The organism is Metapseudomonas boanensis (assembly GCF_018704125.1).
GTDB classification, from domain to species: domain Bacteria; phylum Pseudomonadota; class Gammaproteobacteria; order Pseudomonadales; family Pseudomonadaceae; genus Metapseudomonas; species Metapseudomonas boanensis.
Map to the genome: position 1 here is coordinate 13,187 of NZ_JAGTIS010000012.1, position 23,147 is coordinate 36,333.

Here is a 23,147-nt window from a genome sequence, read left to right on the forward strand (position 1 = left end):
TGAGCGCGTGATTGGACGCTTCGATACCTCTTCAAGCCCAGACTTACGGAAGCTTCAACATGTCCCTGAACAGTGAAACCCAAACCACCGCCTCCACCTGCTGCTACTGCGGCGTTGGCTGCGGCGTGCTGATCGAGCACGACGGCGAGCGGATCCTGGGTGTGCAGGGCGACCCCGCGCATCCGGCCAACTTCGGCCGGCTCTGCAGCAAGGGCTCCACCCTGCACTTGACCGGCGATATCGACGCGCGTGCGCTGTACCCGGAACTGCGCCTCGCCAAGGGCCTGGCAAGAGCACGAACCGACTGGAGCACTGCCCTGGACCACGCGGCCAGCCGCTTCGCCGAAACCATCCGCGAGTACGGTCCGGACAGCGTGGCCTTCTATATCTCCGGGCAACTACTGACCGAGGACTACTACGCCTTCAACAAGCTGGCCCGGGCACTGGTCGGCACCCACAACATCGACAGCAACTCCCGGCTGTGCATGTCCTCGGCTGTGGTCGGCTACAAGCGCAGCCTGGGCGTGGACGCGCCGCCCTGCAGCTACGAAGACCTCGAACAGAGCGATTGCGTGCTGATTGCTGGTAGCAACATGGCCTTCGCCCACCCGATCCTGTTTCGTCGCCTGGAAGCGGCCAAGGCGCAGCGCCCCGACATGCGCGTCATCGTCATCGACCCGCGCCGCACTGACACCTGCGACCTGGCGGACCTGCACCTGGCCATTCGTCCCGGCACCGACGTGGCGTTGTTCCACGGCATCCTGCACATCCTGATCCAGGAAGGCTGGGTCGCCCGGCGCTTCATCGCCGAACACACCGAAGGCTTCGAGGCGCTCGAAACGCAGGCTGCCGACAGCACCCCGGAGGCGGTTGCAGAACTCTGCGGTATCACCGAGAGCGACCTGCGCTGCTGCGCCGAATGGATCGGCAAGTCGCCAACCTTCCTCTCGCTCTGGTGCATGGGCTTGAACCAGTCCACTGCCGGCAGCGCCAAAAACAGCGCACTGATCAACCTCCACCTGGCCACCGGCATGATCGGTCGCCCCGGTTGCGGCCCCTTCTCCCTCACCGGCCAGCCTAACGCCATGGGCGGCCGCGAAACCGGTAGCCTGGCCAACTTGCTGCCCGGGCATCGGGAGGCTGGCAACGCCGAGCACCGCGCCGAGGTCGCTCAATACTGGGGGGTCGACTCGCTTCCCGTGCGCCCGGGCCTCACGGCCATCGAACTGTTCGAAGCGGTCCGTGACGGACGCATCAAGGCACTCTGGATCGCCTGCACCAATCCGGCCCAATCGCTGCCCGATCAGCTGAAAATCCACGAAGCGCTGGCAGCCTGTCCCTTTGTCGTGGTCCAGGAAGCTTTTTTCACCACCGAGACCTGCCGCTATGCCGACCTGCTTCTGCCCGCTGCCAGCTGGGGCGAGAAGGAAGGTACCGTGACCAACTCCGAGCGCCGCGTCAGCCATGTGCGGCGCGCGGTCCCAGCGCCCGCAGAGGCGCGACCGGACTGGGCAATCGTCTGTGACTTCGCCCAGCGCCTGGAATCCCAACTCCGCCCCGGCCTGCCAAGCCTGTTCGACTTCGACAACGCAGAAGCCCTGTTCGAGGAATACAAGCAGCTGACCTCCGGTCGCGACCTCGATCTCACCGGCATCGACTATGCCCTGCTGGACAACCAAGGCCCCCAGCAATGGCCTCTACCCGTGGGGGCCACCCAGGGCACCCCACGGCTCTACGTCGATGGCCGCTTCCCCACTGCGAGCTCACGTGCGCGATTCGTGGCCGACGCTTATTGCGCACCACAGGAGCCACGTGATGATCGCTATCCGCTGACGCTGAACACCGGCCGCCTGCGCGACCAGTGGCATGGCATGAGCCGCACCGGCACCGCTGCCCGGCTGTTCGGCCATGTGGAACAAGCCATGCTGAGCCTGCACCCGGACGAACTGCACCAGCGGGGCCTGCAGGACGGCCAGTTGGTGCGCGTCACCAGCCGGCGCGCGAGCCTGATCCTGCCGGTGCAGAGCGATGACGCGATCCAGCCCGGTGAGGCCTTCCTTCCCATGCATTGGGGCGACCGTTTTCTCAAGGGCCTCGGCTGCAACGTGCTGACACTCCCCGCCTTCGACCCGCTGTCAAAGCAGCCGGAACTGAAGCACGCGGCCGTTGCGATAGAAGAAGCCGAACTGCCCTGGCAGTTGTTCGCGCTGATCGAAGGCGACGTTCAGCAACGCTTCGAAGCACTGCGCCCTCTGTGCGAGGACTTCGACTATGCCAGCTTGAGTCTGGCAGGCAGGGAGCGTCCCGCCCTGGTACTGCGCGCCGCACACCATGGCGCAATCGCCAAGGAGCTGCTCGACCGGATCGACGCGCATCTGAACCTGTGCGATGGCCCTGTCATCGCCTACGACGACCCCAGCCAAGCCGTCGGCAAGCGCGTGCGCGTCGACCAGGGTCGCATCACAGCCGTACGCCTGGCAGGCGAAACGGCAGCACGGCACTGGCTCAAGGATCTCTGGCAGAGCGGGCAGATGGACGAGCAGATGCGGCGCTGGCTGCTCGCTCCGCTCAGCACCCCGCCCTCGGCCGCAGGCGCTTCAAGCGTCCCGAGCAAAACCCTGTGCAACTGCATGAACGTGAGCCAACAGGCCGTCTGCGCGGGAATCGAGCGCGGGCTGGACCTGGCCAGCCTGAAGCAGGAACTGGGCTGCGGCACCAGCTGCGGCTCCTGCGTTCCGGAAATCAAGAGACTGCTGGTGGCGCACGCGGCGCCCTCCGCAGCGTTTGCCTGAGGAGACCGTTATGAATGGCAAGGTATGGTTGGTAGGCGCAGGCCCAGGCGACCCGGAACTGCTGACGCTCAAGGCGGTACGGGCACTGAATCGGGCGGAAATCGTGATGATCGACGACCTGGTCAACCCCGCGGTTCTTGAGCACAGCCCTAACGCACGCGTCATCCGCGTCGGCAAACGCGGCGGTTGCCGTTCGACGCCCCAGGCGTTCATCCATCGGTTGATGTTGCGCTATGCCCGTCAAGGCAAGGCCGTCGTACGCCTGAAAGGCGGCGACCCATGCATCTTCGGCCGCGGCGGTGAAGAGGCCGAATGGCTCGCGGCCCATGGCGTGGAAAGCGAGCTGATCAACGGCATCACCGCAGGTCTAGCCGGCGCCACCAACTGTGGCATTTCGCTGACCCTGCGCGGCATCAGTCGCGGCGTGACCCTGGTCACCGCGCATACCCAGGACGACAGCGAACTCAACTGGCATGCCCTCGCCCAGAGTGGAACCACTCTGGTGGTGTACATGGGGGTGGCCAAACTGGCGGACATCCGCAACGGTCTGCTCGCGGGCGGCATGTCCGACGGAATGCCAGTCGCCATGATCGAGAACGCCTCCCTGCCCTTTCAGCGCGAATGTCGAAGCACGCTTGGCCGGATGCAGGCTGATGCTTTGGCCTTCCAGCTCAAGAGCCCTGCGATCCTGGTGATCGGTGAAGTGGCAGCCGATACCTCGGCCCTGCCCCAGGCCCTGAGCGCCTAGTCCCCATCTTCGCTCCTGCGAAGTAGTGCTTGCCCGGCCTTGGCCGGGCTTTTTTATGGTTCATCGCGGAATCTGGGGGAGATGCGAGTTGACAGCCGGATAGCCGGTACTCTCTCTGTAGGAGCCAGCTTGCTGGCGAACATGCGCCATTCGCCAGCACGCTGGCTCCTACAAGGTTTCGCGCGCCTTCGATTCACTCCGCCCGACAAGTCCGCCAAGGAGGTGTTGCAGGCTGCTTTCCGGGGAAGGCGGGAAGCCGGCGCCAGCCAGTCGATCCGCTCGGATACGCGTCCGCAGTACAGGCAGTCGACGCGACGCACCGGCAGTTGTAGCAAGACGCGCTGATCCTGCAGGTCACGATCCCGCACCTGGCGGATGTGCTGCTGCTCGTGGATCAACAGGTTGGGTTTGGCACAGCGGCTGCAAATCGGTAAGCGCTCGGCTTGGGGCTCAAGACTGATCAGCAGGGTGTCGTGAGTGGATTGGCGACAGGCGACGACCTCGTAGCCTGGCCAGAAAGGGGCAAGATCAATAGGATGCACGGCGACAGCAGGGGGTGGGGGTTGGGATGTTTGGCGATTGCCAATTTACCCACTTCCCCGACTGTCAACTCGCTCTTCCCCCCCGATTCTGCGAAGAACCTTTTTTATGGCACGATCAGCCTTTTCGCCCACCAGGAAAGGACCGAGGTGAGGAATTTACTTCATCACCGGCGGTGAATTGGCTTTTTCTGGGCTAGCAATTGCTCGCCAGCGCCCGTCAGGACGAAGAGCCATCCAGAAAAACAGACATGTAGGTTGGGCGGTGCTCCGCTGAGCCCGAAAAGCCCAACGGCCCTGAGCACTGCCAATATCCCCCGCCGGACAGGGTAGCCTCCACCGGACAGGTCGCCCCCCTGCAAGCCGACCGGCCGACCTGGCTCAATCTTTTTCCAGGCAAAGAAAAACCCGGCCGAAGCCGGGTTTTCCTCAAGCGCAACCCAATTACTTGGCTTGGGCTTCTACTTCAGCCTCTACGCGACGGTTGATCGCGCGGCCATCAGCAGTGGCGTTGTCGGCAACCGGGCGGGACTCGCCGTAGCCAACAGCTTCGACGCGCTCACCACCTACACCGTACTGGTTGACCAGAACTTCACGAACGGCGTTGGCACGACGCTCGGACAGCTTCTGGTTGTAGGCGTCGGTACCAACGGAGTCGGTATGGCCTTCAACGGTGGTGGAGGTCGCCGGGTACTGGTTCATGAAGTCAGCCAGGTTCTTGATATCACCGTAGCTTTCTTCCTTGACCTTGGACTTGTCGAAGTCGAACTTCACGTCCAGCTCGACGCGAACGACTTCAGCAACAGCCGGGCAGCCATCGGCGTCAACGGTGACGTTGGCCGGGGTGTCCGGGCACTTGTCGACGTTGTCGCAAACGCCGTCGTTGTCGCTGTCAGCACAGACTTCGGCTACCGGAGCCGGAGCCGGCTCAGGCTGCTTGGTGGAGCCACCGAAGTTGACGCCGACACCTACGCCAGCCATCCACTCGGATTCCTGGGCGTCCAGGTTGTACATACCGTCCAGGCTAGCCTTGGCGAAGAAGTTCTCGGTGAAGTAGTACTTCAGACCGGTGCCAACGTTTGCGAAGGTGCTGTGGTCGCGGCCGGTGCGCGGCGGGATGTTGCTGATGTTCTGATGGGCGAAACCGGCAGAAACGTACGGACGCAGACCAACACCCGGGGTGCCGAAGTGGTAGACGGCATCGAGGGAAGCCAGGTTGCCCTTGATGTCCTTGTGGCCGTTCGGTGCGAAGGCGTCGTCGGAGGTCATGTCGTGGTATTCACCGTACGACAGGGCCAGGGCGACGTCGTCGGTCAGGTAGTAACCAACTGAACCGCCGTACAGGTTGCCGTCCTCGAGGTTGCGAGAACTGTCAGTGAAGTAACGCTTACCGAAAGCTTCCACCTCAACTGCGCCTTGGCCCTGAGCCAACGCGTTCAGCGAGATAGCGGCAACAAGAGAGCCAACGGCTACGCCCAAGGTGTTTTTCAGTTTCATCCGTAAATCCCCATCATTGGTGGTAAATAAGTTGTCGATCAATCGCTGGGACAACTTCGGGCCGAAGTCTAGCAGAACTTGCCGTCCCTTAAGAGATAATTTTCCCAAACTAAGTTTCGGAGAGGCCCGAGAATTTCTCACGCAGGCGATCCAGCGCACGCTTGTATCGCATCTTAGTCGCACTCAGGCCCATGTGCATGATGTCGGCGATTTCCTGGAACTCCAACTCTGCGACAAAACGTAGCACCAGGATTTCTCTGTCAATGGGATTGACATGTACAAGCCAACGTTCTAGGCCGCCACGCTCCTCGACCTTGGGAGACTTTTCTTCAGAGGCTTCCTCAAGCGGATCAAGACTCAGAGCATCTAGCAGACGACGCTTTCGCCGCTCTTTCCGATACTGGGTAATGCACTCGTTGTACGTGATGCTATACAACCATGTCTTGAACTTGGACTTGCCCTCGAAGTTCTTCAGGCCGTACAGAACCTTCAGCATGACCTCCTGACAGACATCATCCGCATCACGATCGTTCCCTAAATAACGAGCGCAAACGTTGAAAAGAGTGCGCTGATAACGTCGCATCAACTCTTCATAAGCGCGCGTGACGTGAAACAGCTCGACGTGCGCACGCTCCACCAGCTCCTCGTCAGAAAGCTCGCGTGGGTCATAGCGCAAGGACAGCGATTGGGGCTTGTTCAAAGCGGGTCGGGCCGACAGTCAGGTCAAAAGCCGCCGGAGCACGAACGTTCGCGCTCCAATTCTGGCGGCATACATTAGCAGGGAAATGCCGTCGTGTTAGCGGCTGGTTACCCGTTGATCAAGTAATGCGCGGTTCGACAGCGAAACCAGCTCACCATCCTCGGTAAGCAGGAGCGTTTTCACCGTGCCGATCTCTTCGATCTGCCCTTCGACATCGCCGATCTTGACTTGTTGCCCGACCTGATAAAGTTCTCGCACGTAGATGCCGGCCAGGATCTGGCCTGCGATCTCGCGACTTCCCAATCCCAACGCCAGGGCAGCCGCCAATCCGATGGAAATCAGCACGATAGCGATGACGTTGTTCAGCAGGTCGGTCTTGACCTCGAGCTGACCGATGGCCACTGAAATGCTGATGATGATGACCAGGCCCTGGGCGAGGCGCCCAAGGCCGTGTGCGTACTCAAGGCCAACACCCTCTGCCGCACCGCGCACCACGCCGCTGAGCAACTGGGCCAGCAATACGCCAGCCAGCAATACCAGGGCAGCGCCAAGAACCTTGGGCAGATATAGGGCCAGCACATCCAGAGTCGCCGACACTCGATCCAGGCCCAGGGATTCGGCAGCGGACACCAGGAAGATCAGCAAGACGAACCAGTAGACGATCTTGCCGATCAAGGTGGAAACCGGGACCTGGATACCGGCACGGGCAATCATCTTGGTCAGGCCGGTGCCGCCCATCAGGCGATCAAGCCCGACCTTGGCGAGCAGCTTCGACAGCAGCGTATCGAGCAGCTTGGCCACCACGAAACCGAGCAGGACTACGACCAGCGCGCCGAAAAGACGCGGAATGAAGCCAGCCACCGGTGCCCACACCGAGGTCATGGCGTTAACGAGTCCTTGGGTCCAGGGGTCGAATTCCATGTTCAATCAGCCTTATCTGCAGAGCGGTCAGGAGCATTACGGCGCGAAACAGGCGCCAGGTGAGGTGAACCATTGTTCAGGGCAATCATCATGGCCTCTAGCCAGTGCCCCATCAGGCCGAACAAGTCCCCCGCGCCGACCTGGCGGTTGGCGGTCTTGAGTACCCGCCCCAGGGTCGCATCGTCATCATGATCAGACGACGGCGCCTTGAGCAGGTCTCTCAGGGATTCTTCAAACGGATCGTGCATGCGCACCTCACGTGGATATGTCGGCTAGACGCAGCCGGCCTTGGGCAGGTCACATCAAAGCCAGCTCAGGCGACGGAACAACCACCACTGAAACAGAACCATTCCACCAATCAGGACGCAAACGACGTAGAACCCATAGCTCGTCCCTGCACCGGGAATTCCGGCCACGTTCATACCCAGCAACCCAGTGATGAAGCTCATCGGCAGGAAAAAGCCGGTCGTGATACCCAGCAAATACATGGTCTTGCCCATTCGCTCGCTCTGGCGGCGGCTTTCCGACTCCAGCACCAGTCCAACCCGCTCACGCGTCAGCTCTAGCTCTTCCAGATAGCGAGTAAGGCGGTTGTTCAGCTCGTTCCAGTACCCGCTATCGTCCTCGACGAACCAGGGAAGGCGATTGCGCCCCAATTGAGCGTAAAGGTCGCGTTGCGGCGCCAGGAATCGTCGCAGGGCTGCTGCACGGCGGCGCACCTGGAGCATGAGGTCATGGTCCGGGCGGAAACGCTCGTCCTCATCCAGGTGCTCCTCCTGCTCGTCCACCCGCTCGGCAAAATCACTGACCAGGGTGTCGACCTTGTCCGTCAGGTGCTCCGCGAGATAAAGCAGTACCTCCGAGCCGGTTTTCGGGCCGGAGCCACGGCCCCATTGCTCGATGAGCGCATCAGTGGCGTGCAAGGGCCTCAGTCGCAACGAGATGACTCGCTGCGCATCGGCGAAGATGCGGACTGCAACCATGTCCTCGGGTTCAGACCCAGGATTCAGATTGATACCGCGCAGGAATAGCAGGAGTTCGTCGCCAGGCAGGGACAGCAAACGTGGCCGCGTAGATTCCTCAAGCAGCAGGTCACAAGTGAACTCGGCCAATCCGCTACGCTCCCTCAGCCAACGCTGCGCTTGAGGATGGCTTCTGTCCCAGTGCAACCAGAGGCTCTGCCCCGGCTGCAGGTCCAGACTCTCCAGCGCCAGCCGGGAGATGGGAGCAGCCCCGCCCAGGCCATCGAGTACAAAGGCATGGACCAGCCCCCATTGGGCGTTCTGCTCCTCGAACATGACGACTCCTGCCCCCAAAAACTCCAAGTGATGCTGATGGACTTGCCTTACTGAGGCATCTCGAGGGCCTTGGGCGAGACAATTACGCCATTGTTGTCGGCGTAGATGAATTCACCCGGGCGGAAGGTAATCCCGCCAAAGGTAACCGGCACATTGAGGTCGCCAATGCCGCGCTTGTCGGTTTTCATCGGGTGAGTGGCCAGCGCCTGCACACCCAGGTCGGTCTGAGCGATGACATCGACATCACGGATGCAACCATAGACCACGATGCCCTCCCAGCCGTTCTTTGCCGCTTTCTCGGCCAGCATGTCGCCCAGCAGCGCGCGACGAAGGGAGCCGCCACCATCCACGACCAGGACCTTGCCTTTGCCCGGCAGGTCGACTTGCTCTTTCACCAGGGAGTTGTCTTCGAAGCACTTCACGGTGACGATTTCGCCACCGAAGGAGTCGCGGCCGCCGAAGTTGCTGAACATCGGCTCGACAACCTGCACGAGGTCCGGATAGGCGTCACACAAGTCAGGGGTAACGTATTGCATGGTCATCTCCTTGATAGCAGTTACAGATCGAGCCCGACGCGATCACCATCGTACGCCAGTGACAGTCGCTGAAGAGGCGCACAGGGTGCATTGATGGCGCAACCAGTGGACAGGTCGAAGGTTATCCCATGCCGGGAACAGCGCAGCATCGTTCCTTCGAGGGTTCCGTTGTGCAGGGGCGCGCCTTGGTGTGGGCAGCGATTTTCCATGAGGATCGGCTGCCTATCAACGACGATCAACAGCAAATGACGACCCTGCACCTGAAAAGTGCCGCGATAGCCTTCGTCCAGATTGATCAATCGTTCCAACGCTACGAACATGGAGCCTCCGACGCCCTGGGGTTCTGTGCATATTTGCATATGCCCCAGTGAGCCGAAATCGAAAACTCGCCGTATTCGGCTAGCCCGCAGCGATTTCCGTCCCGATCTGCGCTGGCAGCTGCCGATCCTCAAGCCAACGCGCAACGAGCGGCCAGACTTCGCGCTGGGCATCCTTGCCGATGAGCATTTCGACATGCCCGTAATCGCCGGCAAAACCTTCCTCCCGAGACAGGCATAGAAAATGCCGACTTTCCTCAGGAAATTGCTCCAACAGCTTGCGGCAGGCCCAGACGGGATCTTGCACGTCACCCGCAGCAGCAACTGCCAGCACGGGCATGGGCACTTCGGACAAGCCCGCCCACCAGTCGCTCTCGGCGTCACCAAAGCGGCCGAACAGCCCGTGCCAACGCAAACTCTCGAGGGCAAGCCCGATTGGTTCGTCCTCTGGACCGCGCTTCAGCAAAGAGCCGGACAGCACCTCAAAGCGCTTGAGCAGAAGACGACCGCCCCACTCCACCGGCGGCATTTTCAACGGCCAGTAGGTACGACTGACCTGACTTCCGAACAGCGCCACCGATGCGACCTGCCCTTCGCCAAGATAGTGCCCACCGAGCGCCGCAGCCAGGGTCGTTCCCCCAAGGGAATGGCCGATCCAGTGCGGAACCTCGCCCGTCTGCTCGCACACGAAATCGGCGATGGCGGGCAAGTCATAGCGCGCGTAATCAGCCACGCGATTGCGTCGATAGTGCTGGTTGCGCGGCGAAAGGCCATGCCCACGCATTTCCGCTATCCAGATATCGAAGCCCGCCCTGGCCAGGAAAGGCCCCAGGCCGATCCCCTTGGGCGAATACCAGAATCGCCGGTTTGAAAAACTGCCATGCAACAGGATGACTGGCGCGCCACGTGCACTCTCACGGCCGAATATCCCAAGTCGGGTCAAAACCAGTTCAACACTGGGGTCCGGGCTATTGCCTGGCTTCAGACGATAGACATCCTCGGTCAGGTCGCCACGAAGTTCCGCGCTCATCAGCGCAACGGGAAATAGATCACTACTGCTCTGCATGATTCTGCTTGCACAAAAAAGGGCGGGACTTACGCCCGCCCTTTTCGAGATGACTTCTGGAGCCTGCTTTCAGGGCCGTCGAGCGCGCCTAAGCTGCGCTCGCAAAGCCTTTAAGCCAAGCCAGGTATCAGCCCTGCCCTTCAGCCAGGAAGAACCAGGTATCCAGCACGGAGTCGGGGTTCAGCGAAACGCTCTCGATGCCCTGCTCCATCAGCCACTTGGCCAGATCGGGATGGTCCGACGGGCCCTGTCCACAAATACCGATGTACTTGCCTGCCTTGTTGCAGGCAGTAATGGCATTGGCCAGCAGCTTCTTCACGGCAGGATTACGTTCGTCGAACAGGTGCGCAACGATGCCAGAGTCACGGTCCAGGCCCAGGGTAAGTTGGGTGAGGTCGTTGGAACCGATGGAGAAACCATCGAAGAACTCCAGGAACTCATCGGCCAGCAGGGCGTTCGACGGCAGCTCGCACATCATGATGACCTTCAGGCCATTCTCACCGCGCTTCAGGCCATTGCTGGCGAGCAATTCGACAACCTGCGAGGCCTCGCCGAGGGTGCGAACGAAAGGCACCATGATCTCGACGTTGGTCAGGCCCATCTCGTTGCGCACTTTCTTCAGCGCACGGCACTCCAGCTCGAAGCAGTCACGGAACGACTCGCTGATATAGCGCGAGGCACCGCGGAAGCCGAGCATCGGGTTTTCTTCTTCCGGCTCGTAAAGCTTGCCGCCAATAAGGTTGGCGTATTCATTGGACTTGAAGTCCGACAGGCGCACGATGACCTTCTTCGGCCAGAACGCAGCAGCCAGGGTACTGATGCCCTCGACCAGCTTCTCGACGTAGAAGCCAACCGGGTCGTTGTAGCCGGCAATGCGCTTCTCGACGCTCTCCTTGATCTCAGCCGGCAAGCCGGCGAAGTTGAGCAAGGCCTTGGGGTGCACGCCGATCATGCGGTTGATGATGAATTCCAGTCGGGCCAAGCCAACGCCTTCGTTCGGCAGTTGGGCGAAGTCGAAAGCGCGGTCCGGGTTACCGACGTTCATCATGATCTTGAACGGCAGCTCGGGCATGGCATCGACCGAGTTCTTACGAATGTCGAAACCCAGCTGGCCTTCGAATATGAAGCCGGTATCACCTTCGGCACAGGAAACGGTAACGCCCTGGCCATCCTGCAGGACATGAGTGGCGTTGCCGCAACCCACAACAGCCGGAATACCCAGCTCACGAGCGATGATCGCAGCGTGGCAGGTTCGCCCCCCGCGATTGGTGACGATGGCGCTGGCGCGCTTCATCACCGGCTCCCAGTCCGGGTCAGTCATGTCGGAGACCAGCACGTCACCCGGCTGGACCTTGTCCATCTCGGAAACGTCGTGGATCACCTTCACCGGGCCGGCACCAATGCGCTGGCCAATAGCACGGCCTTCGACCAGAACCTTGCCCTTTTCCTTCAGCAGGTAGCGCTCCATGACGGTGGCGCTGGCGCGACTCTTCACGGTCTCGGGACGAGCCTGGACGATGTACAGTTTGCCGTCGTCACCGTCCTTGGCCCACTCGATGTCCATCGGGCGGCCGTAGTGCTTCTCGATGATCAGCGCCTGTTTGGCCAGCTCGGTGACCTCGGCGTCAGACAGGGCGAAACGGGCACGATCGGCACGATCCACCTCGACGGTCTTGACCGATTTGCCGGCCTTTGCCTCCTCGCCATAGATCATCTTGATGGCCTTGCTGCCCAGGTTACGGCGCAGGATCGCGGGACGGCCCGCCTCAAGGGTCGACTTGTGCACGTAGAACTCGTCCGGGTTCACGGCGCCTTGTACGACGGTTTCACCCAGGCCATAAGCGGCAGTGATGAAAACCACGTCACGGAAGCCGGACTCGGTGTCCAGGGTGAACATGACGCCGGCGGTGCCGGTTTCGGAGCGGACCATGCGCTGCACGCCGGCGGACAGGGCGACGAGCTTGTGATCGAAGCCCTGATGCACGCGGTAAGCAATGGCTCGGTCGTTGAACAGGGAGGCGAATACCTCCTTGGCTGCGCGGATCACGTTATCCACGCCGCGGATATTGAGGAAAGTTTCCTGCTGACCGGCAAAGGAAGCGTCCGGCAGGTCTTCGGCGGTAGCGGAAGAGCGAACGGCTACAGCCAGGTTGTCGTTGCCCTGGGCCAGTTCGGCGAAGGCAGTGCGGATTTCCGCATCCAGACGCGCAGGAAACTCGGCATCCATCACCCAGCCGCGGATCTCCGCGCCGGTCTTTGCGAGGGCATTGACGTCATCCACATCGAGCTGATCCAAGGCAGCATGGATACGGTCGTTCAGGCCGCTCTGCTCGAGGAAGTCACGGTAGGCCTGGGCGGTCGTGGCGAAACCACCGGGGACAGAAACACCGGCGCCAGCCAGATTGCTGATCATCTCGCCCAGGGATGCGTTCTTGCCCCCCACATGCTCAACATCGTGGACGCCGAGCTTATCGAGGGAAACTACGTACTCTACCAAGGTGATCTCTCCACTAATGTGTTGGAAAAGCTCAAACGGAGCAGGTCCGCTGCGTTCTGGCCTTGAGCCAGAAAAATAAGTCACAATGCCGACCGGCTGGGGCCCAGCGAAAAAACGCGGCCTATCATAGCCAAGAATTGATCCTGACTTAAGGCCCTTGGCGCAAATGAAACGTACCGCTTTCTTTATTTCAGATGGCACTGGCATCACTGCAGAAGCCTTGGGCCAGAGCCTCCTTGCGCAGTTCGAAACCACCACCTTCAGCAAGATCACGCGCCCCTACATCGACAACGTCGAAAAGGCGCGCGCCATCGTACAGCAAATCAACAAGGCTGCCGAGGCAGACGGGGCGCGCCCCATCATCTTCGACACCATCGTCAACCAGGACATCCGCGACGTCCTGGCGACCTCCAACGGGTTCATGGTCGACATCTTCTCGACCTTCCTTTCCCCGCTGGAACAAGAGCTTACGACGCACTCATCCTACTCGGTCGGCAAATCCCACTCCATCGGCCAGCACAGCAATTACATGGAGCGCATCGAAGCTGTCAACTTCGCCCTGGACAATGATGACGGCGCCCGAACTCATTTTTACGAGAAGGCCGACCTGATCCTGGTTGGAGTGTCACGCTGTGGCAAGACCCCGACCTGCCTGTACATGGCCATGCAGTACGGGATTCGCGCCGCCAACTATCCGCTGACCGAGGAAGACATGGAGCGCCTGCAGCTGCCATCTGCCCTCAAGCAGTACAAGAGCAAGTTGTTCGGCTTGACCATCGACCCCGACCGCCTGACCGCCATCCGTCACGAACGCAAACCCAATAGCCGCTATGCCAGCTTCGCCCAGTGCGAGTTCGAAGTGCGCGAAGTGGAGAGCCTGTTCCGCCGGGAGAACATCAATTTCATCAATTCCACGCATTTCTCGGTGGAGGAAATCTCCGCCAAGATCCTGGTGGAAAAAGGTATCGAGCGCCGCCTCAAGTAAACCGCTCGAAGATCCTGTGAAAAAGCCCGCCTCGGCGGGCTTTTTCATCAGCGCATGCTGTCTCCGCACTCGCGGATCCAGCAGTCGCGCACCTTAGAACGCATCACCAGGCACGCGAACCCACCCTTCCATCAACACACGGGCGCTGCGGCTCATGATCGCCTTGGTCACTGTCCATTCGCCGTCGATCTGACTCGCTTCCGCGCCCACGCGCAGGGTGCCCGAGGGATGGCCGAAGCGCACGGCGCTACGCGCGCTGCCACCAGCGGCGAGATTCACCAGCGTGCCCGGAATCGCAGCTGCGGTCCCAATAGCCACAGCGGCGGTGCCCATCATGGCGTGATGCAATTTACCCATGGACAATGCGCGCACCAGCAGGTCGACGTCAGAAGCCGCTACCGGCTTGCCACTGGAAGCAATGTAATCGACCGGCTTGGCGACGAAGGCCACCTTGGGCGTGTGCTGACGCTTGGCGGCTTCATCCACGTCATCGATGAGGCCCATGCGCACCGCCCCATAGGCGCGGATCGTCTCGAACATGGCCAGCGCCTTGGTATCGCCGTTGATCGCGTCCTGTAACTCGGTGCCCGTGTAGCCGATGTCTTCCGCGTTGACGAAGATCGTCGGGATGCCGGCGTTGATAAGGGTCGCCTTGAAAGTACCGACACCCGGCACTTCCAGGTCATCCACCAGGTTTCCAGTGGGGAACATTGAGCCGCTGCCCTCGCCGTCACCCTCGTCGGCGGGGTCAAGGAACTCCAGCTGCACCTCGGCCGCGGGGAACGTCACACCATCAAGCTCGAAGTCGCCGGTTTCCTGGACTTCACCGTTGGTGATGGGGACGTGGGCAACGATGGTCTTGCCGATATTGGCCTGCCAGATTCGCACAGTGCAGACGCCGTTCTGCGGGATGCGTGCGGCATCCACCAGGCCGGAGCTGATGGCAAAGGAGCCTACCGCAGCGGACAGGTTGCCGCAGTTGCCGCTCCAGTCGACAAAGGCCTTCTCGATCGACACCTGACCGAAGAGGTAATCCACGTCATGGTCCGGCTTCGAGCTCTTGGACAGGACGACCGTCTTGCTGGTGCTCGAGGTCGCCCCACCCATGCCGTCGATCTGCTTGCCATAGGGGTCTGGACTGCCGATAACCCGTAACAACAGGGCATCGCGCGCCCCGCCTGGCACTTGCGCGCGCTCGGGCAGGTCCTGCAGGCGGAAGAATACGCCCTTGCTGGTGCCGCCACGGATGTAGGTGGCGGGTACTTTGATCTGAGGTACATGAGCCATAAAGCGTCGTTCCTGTTGGGCTGGGGCGGGGCATTGCAGCCCCGCTCAGCCAGGTCTAACCCGCAGGATGGATTGAGCAAAGCGATATCCATGGAGCCTGGGCTCGCTGGGTCTCACTGCACTCAACGCCAACCTGCGTCCTCATTGCGCTGGGCAGCTCAGACCGCCGCCGCCTCCAGGAAGTCCTGGGCAAAGCGCTGCAACACGCCGCCGGCCTCGTAGATAGAGACTTCCTCGTCGCTATCCAGTCGGCAGGTCACCGGCACCTCGACGCATTCGCCGTTCTTGCGACGAATGACGAGCGTGAGGTCAGCGCGCGGCTTGCGCTCGCCTACCACATCGAAGGTTTCGGTGCCGTCGATACCGAGCGTCTTGCGGGTCACGCCCGGCTTGAACTCCAGCGGCAACACGCCCATCCCAATCAGGTTGGTGCGATGGATACGCTCGAAGCCTTCGGCAACGATGGCCTCGACACCCGCCAGGCGCACGCCCTTGGCTGCCCAGTCACGCGAGGAGCCCTGACCATAGTCGGCACCCGCGATGATGATCAGCGGCTGCTTGCGGTCCATGTAGGTCTCGATCGCTTCCCACATGCGCATGACCTTGCCTTCCGGCTCGACGCGGGCCAGGGAGCCCTTCTTGACCTGGCCATCGACCACGGCCATCTCGTTGACCAGCTGCGGGTTGGCGAAGGTGGCGCGCTGCGCAGTCAGGTGGTCGCCGCGGTGGGTCGCGTAGGAGTTGAAGTCCTCTTCTGGCAGACCCATTTTCGCCAGGTACTCACCCGCTGCACTGTTGGCCATGATGGCGTTCGACGGCGACAGATGGTCGGTAGTGATGTTATCCGGCAGCACCGCTAGCGGACGCATGCCCTTGAGCGTGCGCTCACCCGCCAGTGCACCCTCCCAATAGGGCGGACGGCGAATATAGGTGCTCATCGGGCGCCAGTCGTACAGTGGCTCGACCTTGGGACCGTTGTCTTCCTGAATCGCGAACATCGGGATGTAGACCTGGCGGAACTGCTCCGGCTTCACCGAGGCCTTGACCACGGCATCGATCTCTTCGTCACTTGGCCAGATGTCCTTCAGGCGGATTTCCTTGCCATCCACTACGCCCAGCACATCCTTCTCGATGTCGAAGCGAACGGTACCGGCAATCGCGTAGGCCACCACCAGCGGCGGCGAGGCGAGAAAAGCCTGCTTGGCATAGGGGTGGATACGGCCGTCGAAGTTGCGGTTACCGGAGAGTACGGCGGTCGCGTAGAGGTCGCGATCGATTATCTCCTGCTGGATTTTCGGATCCAGCGCACCAGACATGCCGTTGCAGGTCGTGCAGGCAAAGGCGACCACGCCGAAGCCGAGCTTCTCCAGTTCCGGCAGCAGACCGCCCTCTTCCAGGTACAGCTTCACGGTCTTGGAGCCCGGCGCCAGGGAGGACTTCACCCAGGGCTTGCGGGTCAGCCCAAGCTTGTTGGCGTTACGTGCCAGCAGGCCGGCAGCGATCACGTTGCGCGGGTTGCTGGTGTTGGTGCAGCTGGTGATGGCGGCAATGATCACCGCGCCATCGGGCATCTGGCCCGGGACTTCTTCCCACTCGCCAGCAATGCCTTTCGCGGCGAGATCGGCGGTTGCGAGGCGGGCATGCGGGTTGGACGGGCCGGCCATGTTGCGTACCACGGTGGACAGGTCGAACTTGAGCACACGCTCGTACTCGGCATTCACCAGGCTGTCGGACCAGAGGCCGGCCGCTTTCGCATAGGTTTCCACCAGCTTGACCTGCTCATCATCACGACCGGTGAGCTTCAGGTAGTCAATGGTCTGCTGGTCGATGGAGAACATCGCGGCAGTGGCGCCGTACTCCGGCGCCATGTTGGAGATGGTCGCGCGGTCGCCCAGGGTCAGCGCAGAAGCGCCCTCGCCGTAGAACTCCAGGTAGGCACCCACCACTTTGGCCTTGCGCAGGAACTCGGTCAGCGCAAGTACGACGTCGGTAGCGGTGATGCCCGGCTGCGGCTTGCCGGACAGCTCTACGCCGATGATGTCAGGCAGGCGCATCCAGGAAGCGCGGCCCAGCATCACGTTCTCGGCTTCCAGGCCGCCGACGCCGATGGCGATCACACCCAGCGCGTCAACATGCGGAGTGTGGCTGTCGGTACCCACGCAGGTGTCCGGAAAGGCTACGCCCTCGCGCACCTGGATGACCGGCGACATCTTCTCCAGGTTGATCTGGTGCATGATGCCGTTGCCCGGCGGGATCACATCGACGTTCTTGAATGCCTTCTTGGTCCAGTTGATGAAGTGGAAGCGATCTTCGTTGCGGCGATCCTCGATAGCACGGTTCTTCTCGAACGCCTGCGGGTCGAAGCCGCCGCACTCTACCGCCAGCGAATGGTCGACGATCAGCTGCACCGGTACCACCGGGTTGACCTGGGCAGGGTCTCCGCCCTGGTCGGCAATGGCATCGCGCAGGCCGGCAAGGTCCACCAGCGCCGTCTGACCGAGGATGTCATGACACACCACGCGGGCCGGGAACCACGGGAAGTCCAGGTCACGCTTGCGCTCGATGAGTTGATTCAGGGAATCGTTCAGCGTGGCAGGGTCGCAACGGCGCACCAGGTTTTCCGCCAGCACACGCGAGGTGTAGGGCAACGTGTCATAGGCACCAGGCTTGATCGCCTCGACCGCAGCGCGTGCGTCGAAGTAATCCAGCGCAGCACCCGGCAGATTCTTGCGGAATTGAGTGTTCATCTTATTTGCGATCCTTGAGCGGCACGAACTTCAGGTCCTCGGGACCGACGTAGTTGGCGCTCGGGCGGATGATCTTGCCGTCGATGCGCTGCTCGATGACATGGGACGACCAGCCGGAGGTGCGGGCGATCACGAACAGCGGGGTGAACATGGCAGTAGGCACGCCCATCATGTGGTAGCTGACTGCGCTGAACCAATCCAGGTTGGGGAACATCTTCTTGATTTCCCACATCACACTTTCCAGGCGCTCGGCGATGTCGAACATCTTGGTATTGCCCTGCTCGGCGGAAAGCTCGCGAGCCACTTCCTTGATCACCTTGTTGCGCGGATCGGAGACGGTGTAGACCGGATGGCCGAACCCGATGACTACTTCCTTCTTCTCTACGCGGGCGCGGATGTCAGCCTCGGCTTCGTCCGGATTGTCGTAGCGCTTCTGGATCTCGAAGGCCACTTCGTTGGCGCCGCCGTGCTTGGGCCCACGCAGCGCGCCGATGGCGCCGGCAATGCACGAGAACATGTCGGAGCCGGTACCCGCGATCACCCGCGAAGTAAAGGTGGACGCGTTGAATTCGTGCTCGGCATAGAGGATCAGCGAGGTGTGCATGGCGCGCACCCACGAGTCACGTGGCTTCTCGCCGTGCAGCAGATGCAGGAAGTGGCCGCCGATGGAGTCGTCGTCGGTTTCCACTTCGATGCGTTTGCCGTTGTGGCTGTAGTGATACCAGTACAGCAGCACGGAACCCAGGGAGGCCATCAGCTTATCGGCGATGTCGCGAGCGCCCGGATGATTGTGGTCGTCCTTCTCCGGCGACAGGCAACCCAGCACGGAGACGGCAGTACGCATCACGTCCATCGGGTGAGCGGAAGGCGGTAGCTGCTCGAGAGCAGCCTTGACGCCGGCCGGGAGGCCACGCAGGGCCTTGAGCTTGGCCTTGTAACCAGCCAGCTCGGCAACGTTGGGCAGCTTGCCGTGGACCAGCAAGTGGGCGATTTCCTCGAACTCGCAGGTGGTGGCGAAGTCGAGAATGTCATAGCCGCGGTAGTGCAGGTCATTGCCAGTGCGGCCAACGGTGCACAGGGCGGTATTGCCAGCGGCAGTGCCACTGAGAGCCACCGATTTCTTCGGCTTGAAGGCTGTGGTGGTGGTTTCGGCGGTAGCGCTCATCGCTAGGATCTCCTCATCTCTTCCGGTTGTTTCTCTTGCTTTCCACCGGCAGCCGGAGCCACCGGCGGACCGGTCATTTCTTGGCGGCGAACAGGGCGTCGAGTTTCTGTTCGAAAGCGTGGTAGCCGATGCGGTCGTACAGTTCGGCACGAGTCTGCATCAGGTCGATGACTTCTTTTTGGTGACCGTCGCGGCGAATGGCTGTGTAGACAGCCTCGGCCGCCTTGTTGGCGGCGCGGAACGCCGACAGCGGGTAGAGTTGGATGGCCACGCCGACCGAGGCCAGCTCGTCGCGCGAGAACAGCGGGGTCGCGCCGAACTCGGTGATGTTGGCCAGGACCGGCACGCCCAGCGCATCGACGAAGCGCTTGTAGGTTGGCAGATCGTAGGCGGCTTCAGCAAAGATAGCGTCGGCACCAGCCTCCACGTATTGCAGGCAACGTTCGATGGCGGCATCGACACCTTCGGCCTGGATGGCGTCGGTACGCGCGATCAGGAAGAAGTTCGGGTCGGTCTTGGCATCGGCAGCGGCCTTGACGCGATCGACCATCTCCTCGACGGAGACGATTTCCTTGCCTGGACGATGGCCGCAGCGCTTGGCGCCGACCTGGTCCTCGATGTGGGCGGCAGCAGCACCTGCCTTGATCAGGCTCTTCACTGTGCGTTCGATGTTGAAGGCGCTGGGGCCGAAGCCGGTGTCGATGTCCACCAGCAGCGGCAGGTCGCAGACGTCGGTGATGCGACGCACGTCGGTGAGCACGTCGTCCAGGGTGTTGATTCCCAGGTCCGGCAGACCCAGCGAGCCAGCGGCGACACCACCACCGGACAGGTAGATGGCCTTGAAGCCGGCACGCTTGGCCAGCAGCGCATGGTTGGCGTTGATTGCGCCGATGACCTGCAGCGGACGTTCCTCGGCGATGGCGTCGCGGAAGCGCTGGCCGGCGGTTTTCTGACTCATGACTCACCTCGTGTTTTGGACGGGTTGGCGAGCGCTTCCTGGTAGTGGCGCTCGATATTGCGCTTGGAGGCGCCGATGTGACGGCGCATCAGCAACTCGGCCAGTTCGCCGTCTCGGTCGGCGATGGCATCGAGAATCCGGTGGTGTTCATTGAAGGCCTGGCGCGGCCGGTTCGGTACGCCAGAGAACTGGATGCGATACATGCGAACAAGTTGATAAAGCTCGCCACAGAGCATCTGGGTCAGGGTGCGGTTGCCGCTGCCCTGGATGATCCGGTAGTGGAAGTCGAAATCGCCTTCCTGCTGGTAGTAACCACGACCCGCCTGGAAGGCCTCGTCGCGCTCGTGGGTATCCAGTACGCGGCGCAGCTCATCGATCTCGGATTGAGTCATGCGCTCGGCAGCCAAGCGGCAGGCCATGCCCTCCAGGGATTCCCGAATTTCGTAGAGCTCGATCAGCTCGGCATGACTCAGGGAAACCACCCGAGCACCGACATGAGGCACCCGAACCAGCAGCTTCTGTCCTTCCAATCGATGGATCGCCTCGCGCAGCGGGCCCCGGCTGATGCCGTAGGTACGCGCCAACTCCGGTTCGGAGATCTTGCTGCCCGGGGCGATCTCACCTCGAACGATGGCTGCCTGGATGCGTCGGAAGACGTGCTCGGCTAGGGTTTCCGAATCCAGAGATTCCGCTATAGGGCCTTCAGATACTTCAAGCATGATTGTCGACACATTGTTTGTCAGTTGCGCAAAACTAGCGCCACAGCCCCAACCTTGTCAAACGCCGTCGGGCAGATTGTCAACAATCTGCCCGCCTAACAAAATGATTGAAGCGCCACACACTCCCGGCAGCCGAGCCAAAAGCGTCTGTCGCAGCGGAAAATCCCCGTGTTAGAATGCGCGCCGCCAGCGCCAGTCTGGGCGACACTGACTTGCCTGCTAGACTCCCAGACCAGGCGCCGCAGCCACGAAGGCCGTGGGCCGGGCTCCTGGACCGATGACCGCGTTACGCTCAAAGGACTTATGACACTCAAGCCCTTCGCCCTCTTTGCCTGTCTGATTGCCCTCCCCGGCCTCGGCTTAGCCACCGAAAAGACCGTTTACGGCCTGAACGAATACGCCAGGCTGAAAGACCTCGATCTGATAGTAGCCGCCAAGCTGGACACAGGCGCCAAGACCGCCTCCCTCAGCGCCCGCGACATCAAGCGATTCAAGCGCGACGGCGAACCCTGGGTACGCTTCTACCTGGCCATCGACGATGCCCACGAACACCCGATCGAACGCCCCTTGGCGCGCATCAGCAAGATCAAGCGACGCGCCGGCGACTTCAACCCCGAAGAAGGCAAGACCTACACTGCACGCCCCGTGATCGAGCTTGAGGTGTGCATGGGCGATGCCCTGCGGCAAATTGAAGTGAACCTCACTGACCGCAGTGCTTTCCAATACCCGCTTCTGATCGGTTCCGAAGCGCTCAAGCGCTTCGACGCACTGGTCGACCCGAGCCTTAAATACGCTGCCGGCAAGCCCGGCTGTGCCACTGACGCAAACTCTGACGAGTAACCCACATGCGCTCTCTTACCCTGCATCTGAAAGTCCTGATCACCCTCCTGGTGAGCCTGGGCATTCTGATAACGGCCTACCAGATATTCATCCAGGGCATTCCGATTACCGAGGATGCGACCGACGACCTGTGGAACATCGATGCCAAGGTCGAGTTCCAGGCCAACCCGCGCGACCCGATCAAGGTGCAAATGTTCGTGCCGCCCTTGAACCGGGACTACGTCAGCCTCAACGAGAGCTTCATCTCCAACAATTACGGGGTGAGCATTAATCGCGTGGACGGCAACCGCAAGGTGACCTGGTCCGCGCGTCGCGCCAGCGGCAACCAGACGCTCTACTACCGCCTGGTGCTGACCAAGCGCTACAGCGGCGAGAAGCCCAAGGACAAGGGGCCTATCTTCCGCGACAGCATCCCCGTGGAAGGCGCCGAGAAAATCGCGGCCGAAGCCCTGCTCGCCCCCATCCGTCAGCACTCGGCGGATGTCGAGACCTTCATCACCGAGACCATCAAGCGCGTCAACAACGTCAATGATGACAACGTCAAGCTCCTCCTGGCCGGCGATCCCTCGACTTCCAGGAAGGCCCAGGTCATCGAGCTGCTGCTGTCCATTGCCCACGTCCCCATGGAGCGCGTGCACACCATCCGCCTGATCAGCGAGCAAGCGCAGAGCCCAGAACTCTGGCTGCGCAGCTTCAACGGTGAAAACTGGCTGTACTTCAACCCCGAGACGGGTGAGCAGGGCTTGCCCACAGACCGCTTGATCTGGTGGACCGGTGACGACAACCTGGTCAACGTGGACGGTGGCAAGAAGGCCCAGGTGACCTTCAGCATGAACAACAGCGAGATGAACGCCATCCGCCTGGCCAAGCTGACCGACGAGAACACTGACGCCGACTTCCTCGAGTACTCGCTCTACGGCCTGCCGCTGCAGACCCAGCAGACCTACCAGATCATGATCATGATCCCGATCGGCGTGCTGGTGATCCTGATCCTGCGCAACCTGATTGGCATCCAGACCCTCGGCACCTTCACGCCGGTCCTTATCGCCCTTGCCTTCCGCGAGACCCAGCTCGGCTTCGGCATCGTGCTGTTCACCATCATCACCGCGCTCGGCCTGTCGCTGCGATCCTACCTGGAGCACCTGAAGCTGCAGATGCTGCCACGCCTATCGGTGGTGTTGACCTTCGTGGTGGTGCTGATCGCGGTCATCAGCCTGTTCAGCCACAAACTCGGCCTGGAACGCGGCCTGTCCGTTGCCCTGTTCCCGATGGTGATCCTGACCATGACCATCGAGCGCCTGTCCATCACCTGGGAGGAACGCGGCGGCGGCCATGCCTTCAAGGTCGGCGTGGGCACCATCATCGCGGCATCCCTGGCGCACGTGCTGATGAGCATTCCGGAGCTGATCTACTTCATCTTCACCTTCCCGGCCGTGCTGATGATCCTGGTGGGCTTCATGCTGGCGATGGGTCGCTACCGCGGCTACCGCCTGACCGAACTCTTCCGCTTCAAAGCCTTCCTGAAGGACTGAGCC

Annotated in this window: 19 protein-coding genes and 1 pseudogene; 5 read left to right on the top strand and 15 right to left on the bottom strand. The window is 61.4% G+C overall.

The window, feature by feature from the left end:
* Positions 1–59 precede the first annotated feature (59 nt).
* Positions 60–2,792, top strand: coding sequence for a nitrate reductase (locus J7302_RS19435; protein ID WP_215378467.1), 2,733 nt, complete (start codon positions 60–62; stop codon positions 2,790–2,792).
* Between the two features lie 10 nt (positions 2,793–2,802).
* Entirely contained in the window at positions 2,803–3,540 is a 738-nt protein-coding gene (cobA, locus tag J7302_RS19440) for a uroporphyrinogen-III C-methyltransferase (RefSeq protein WP_215378469.1), read from the top strand.
* A gap of 227 nt (positions 3,541–3,767) precedes the next feature.
* Here the strand turns inward: cobA and J7302_RS19445 are convergent.
* From J7302_RS19445 to ppsA, 10 genes and pseudogenes are all read right to left on the bottom strand, one after another.
* Positions 3,768–4,082: pseudogene (locus J7302_RS19445) on the bottom strand (transposase family protein); the annotation flags it as partial.
* Between the two features lie 441 nt (positions 4,083–4,523).
* Entirely contained in the window at positions 4,524–5,576 is a 1,053-nt protein-coding gene (locus J7302_RS19450) for an OmpA family protein (RefSeq protein WP_215378472.1), read from the bottom strand.
* 109 nt (positions 5,577–5,685) lie between these two features.
* Positions 5,686–6,276 carry an RNA polymerase sigma factor SigX gene (gene sigX / locus J7302_RS19455; RefSeq protein WP_215378474.1) on the bottom strand — a complete coding sequence of 197 codons (591 nt, stop codon included), beginning with the start codon at positions 6,274–6,276 and terminating at the stop codon, positions 5,686–5,688.
* 96 nt (positions 6,277–6,372) lie between these two features.
* Positions 6,373–7,197 (bottom strand): mechanosensitive ion channel family protein, encoded by an 825-nt coding sequence (locus J7302_RS19460; protein ID WP_215378476.1) that lies wholly within the window; start codon positions 7,195–7,197, stop codon positions 6,373–6,375.
* 2 nt (positions 7,198–7,199) lie between these two features.
* The gene (locus J7302_RS19465; protein ID WP_215378478.1) at positions 7,200–7,451 is read right to left on the bottom strand and encodes a CrfX protein; all 252 of its coding nucleotides are present in this window, start codon (positions 7,449–7,451) and stop codon (positions 7,200–7,202) included.
* Positions 7,452–7,499: 48 nt separating this feature from the next.
* A complete protein-coding gene (locus J7302_RS19470) occupies positions 7,500–8,495 on the bottom strand; it encodes a CorA family divalent cation transporter (protein ID WP_215378480.1) in 996 nt (331 codons plus the stop codon).
* A gap of 47 nt (positions 8,496–8,542) precedes the next feature.
* Complete coding sequence (rraA, locus tag J7302_RS19475; protein WP_215378482.1) at positions 8,543–9,031, bottom strand: ribonuclease E activity regulator RraA; 489 nt, start codon at positions 9,029–9,031, stop codon at positions 8,543–8,545.
* Between the two features lie 20 nt (positions 9,032–9,051).
* Positions 9,052–9,351, bottom strand: coding sequence for a Rieske (2Fe-2S) protein (locus J7302_RS19480; protein WP_215378484.1), 300 nt, complete (start codon positions 9,349–9,351; stop codon positions 9,052–9,054).
* A 79-nt stretch (positions 9,352–9,430) separates the two neighbouring features.
* Positions 9,431–10,414 carry an alpha/beta fold hydrolase gene (locus J7302_RS19485; protein WP_215378486.1) on the bottom strand — a complete coding sequence of 328 codons (984 nt, stop codon included), beginning with the start codon at positions 10,412–10,414 and terminating at the stop codon, positions 9,431–9,433.
* A 127-nt stretch (positions 10,415–10,541) separates the two neighbouring features.
* Positions 10,542–12,911 (bottom strand): phosphoenolpyruvate synthase, encoded by a 2,370-nt coding sequence (ppsA, locus tag J7302_RS19490; RefSeq protein ID WP_215378489.1) that lies wholly within the window; start codon positions 12,909–12,911, stop codon positions 10,542–10,544.
* 166 nt (positions 12,912–13,077) lie between these two features.
* On the opposite strand from ppsA, the gene ppsR reads away from it, so the two are divergent.
* Positions 13,078–13,896 carry a posphoenolpyruvate synthetase regulatory kinase/phosphorylase PpsR gene (gene ppsR / locus J7302_RS19495; RefSeq protein ID WP_215378491.1) on the top strand — a complete coding sequence of 273 codons (819 nt, stop codon included), beginning with the start codon at positions 13,078–13,080 and terminating at the stop codon, positions 13,894–13,896.
* A 93-nt stretch (positions 13,897–13,989) separates the two neighbouring features.
* Here the strand turns inward: ppsR and prpF are convergent, their stop codons facing one another.
* The 5 genes from prpF to J7302_RS19520 all read right to left on the bottom strand — a co-directional run bounded on the left by prpF (position 13,990) and on the right by J7302_RS19520 (position 20,772).
* Positions 13,990–15,183, bottom strand: coding sequence for a 2-methylaconitate cis-trans isomerase PrpF (gene prpF / locus J7302_RS19500; protein ID WP_215378493.1), 1,194 nt, complete (start codon positions 15,181–15,183; stop codon positions 13,990–13,992).
* Positions 15,184–15,341: 158 nt separating this feature from the next.
* Positions 15,342–17,930, bottom strand: coding sequence for a Fe/S-dependent 2-methylisocitrate dehydratase AcnD (gene acnD / locus J7302_RS19505; RefSeq protein ID WP_215378495.1), 2,589 nt, complete (start codon positions 17,928–17,930; stop codon positions 15,342–15,344).
* Between the two features lies 1 nt (position 17,931).
* A complete protein-coding gene (gene prpC, locus J7302_RS19510; protein ID WP_215378497.1) occupies positions 17,932–19,095 on the bottom strand; it encodes a bifunctional 2-methylcitrate synthase/citrate synthase in 1,164 nt (387 codons plus the stop codon).
* Positions 19,096–19,168: 73 nt separating this feature from the next.
* Positions 19,169–20,053 (bottom strand): methylisocitrate lyase, encoded by an 885-nt coding sequence (prpB, locus tag J7302_RS19515; protein ID WP_215378499.1) that lies wholly within the window; start codon positions 20,051–20,053, stop codon positions 19,169–19,171.
* Positions 20,050–20,772: a GntR family transcriptional regulator gene (locus J7302_RS19520; protein WP_215378501.1), complete on the bottom strand. Its 723-nt coding sequence runs from the start codon at positions 20,770–20,772 to the stop codon at positions 20,050–20,052. The genes prpB and J7302_RS19520 overlap by 4 nt, the downstream gene beginning before the upstream one ends.
* 303 nt (positions 20,773–21,075) lie before the next feature.
* Between J7302_RS19520 and rloA the strand changes: the two genes are divergently transcribed.
* Entirely contained in the window at positions 21,076–21,612 is a 537-nt protein-coding gene (gene rloA, locus J7302_RS19525; RefSeq protein WP_215378503.1) for a retropepsin-like aspartic peptidase RloA, read from the top strand.
* A 5-nt stretch (positions 21,613–21,617) separates the two neighbouring features.
* Positions 21,618–23,144 carry an osmotic stress tolerance membrane protein RloB gene (rloB, locus tag J7302_RS19530; protein WP_215378505.1) on the top strand — a complete coding sequence of 509 codons (1,527 nt, stop codon included), beginning with the start codon at positions 21,618–21,620 and terminating at the stop codon, positions 23,142–23,144.
* The last annotated feature ends 3 nt before the right edge of the window (positions 23,145–23,147 follow it).

Coding starts and splice junctions, on each gene's coding strand:
- J7302_RS19435 (WP_215378467.1), top strand. CDS start 60: ATGTCCCTGAACAGTGAAACCCAAACCACCGCCTCCACCTGCTGCTAC.
- J7302_RS19480 (WP_215378484.1), bottom strand. CDS start 9,351: ATGTTCGTAGCGTTGGAACGATTGATCAATCTGGACGAAGGCTATCGC.
- cobA (WP_215378469.1), top strand. CDS start 2,803: ATGAATGGCAAGGTATGGTTGGTAGGCGCAGGCCCAGGCGACCCGGAA.
- acnD (WP_215378495.1), bottom strand. CDS start 17,930: ATGAACACTCAATTCCGCAAGAATCTGCCGGGTGCTGCGCTGGATTAC.
- rloB (WP_215378505.1), top strand. CDS start 21,618: ATGCGCTCTCTTACCCTGCATCTGAAAGTCCTGATCACCCTCCTGGTG.
- rraA (WP_215378482.1), bottom strand. CDS start 9,031: ATGCAATACGTTACCCCTGACTTGTGTGACGCCTATCCGGACCTCGTG.
- J7302_RS19470 (WP_215378480.1), bottom strand. CDS start 8,495: ATGTTCGAGGAGCAGAACGCCCAATGGGGGCTGGTCCATGCCTTTGTA.
- J7302_RS19450 (WP_215378472.1), bottom strand. CDS start 5,576: ATGAAACTGAAAAACACCTTGGGCGTAGCCGTTGGCTCTCTTGTTGCC.
- prpC (WP_215378497.1), bottom strand. CDS start 19,095: ATGAGCGCTACCGCCGAAACCACCACCACAGCCTTCAAGCCGAAGAAA.
- prpB (WP_215378499.1), bottom strand. CDS start 20,053: ATGAGTCAGAAAACCGCCGGCCAGCGCTTCCGCGACGCCATCGCCGAG.
- J7302_RS19520 (WP_215378501.1), bottom strand. CDS start 20,772: ATGCTTGAAGTATCTGAAGGCCCTATAGCGGAATCTCTGGATTCGGAA.
- ppsR (WP_215378491.1), top strand. CDS start 13,078: ATGAAACGTACCGCTTTCTTTATTTCAGATGGCACTGGCATCACTGCA.
- prpF (WP_215378493.1), bottom strand. CDS start 15,183: ATGGCTCATGTACCTCAGATCAAAGTACCCGCCACCTACATCCGTGGC.
- J7302_RS19460 (WP_215378476.1), bottom strand. CDS start 7,197: ATGGAATTCGACCCCTGGACCCAAGGACTCGTTAACGCCATGACCTCG.
- J7302_RS19485 (WP_215378486.1), bottom strand. CDS start 10,414: ATGCAGAGCAGTAGTGATCTATTTCCCGTTGCGCTGATGAGCGCGGAA.
- rloA (WP_215378503.1), top strand. CDS start 21,076: ATGACACTCAAGCCCTTCGCCCTCTTTGCCTGTCTGATTGCCCTCCCC.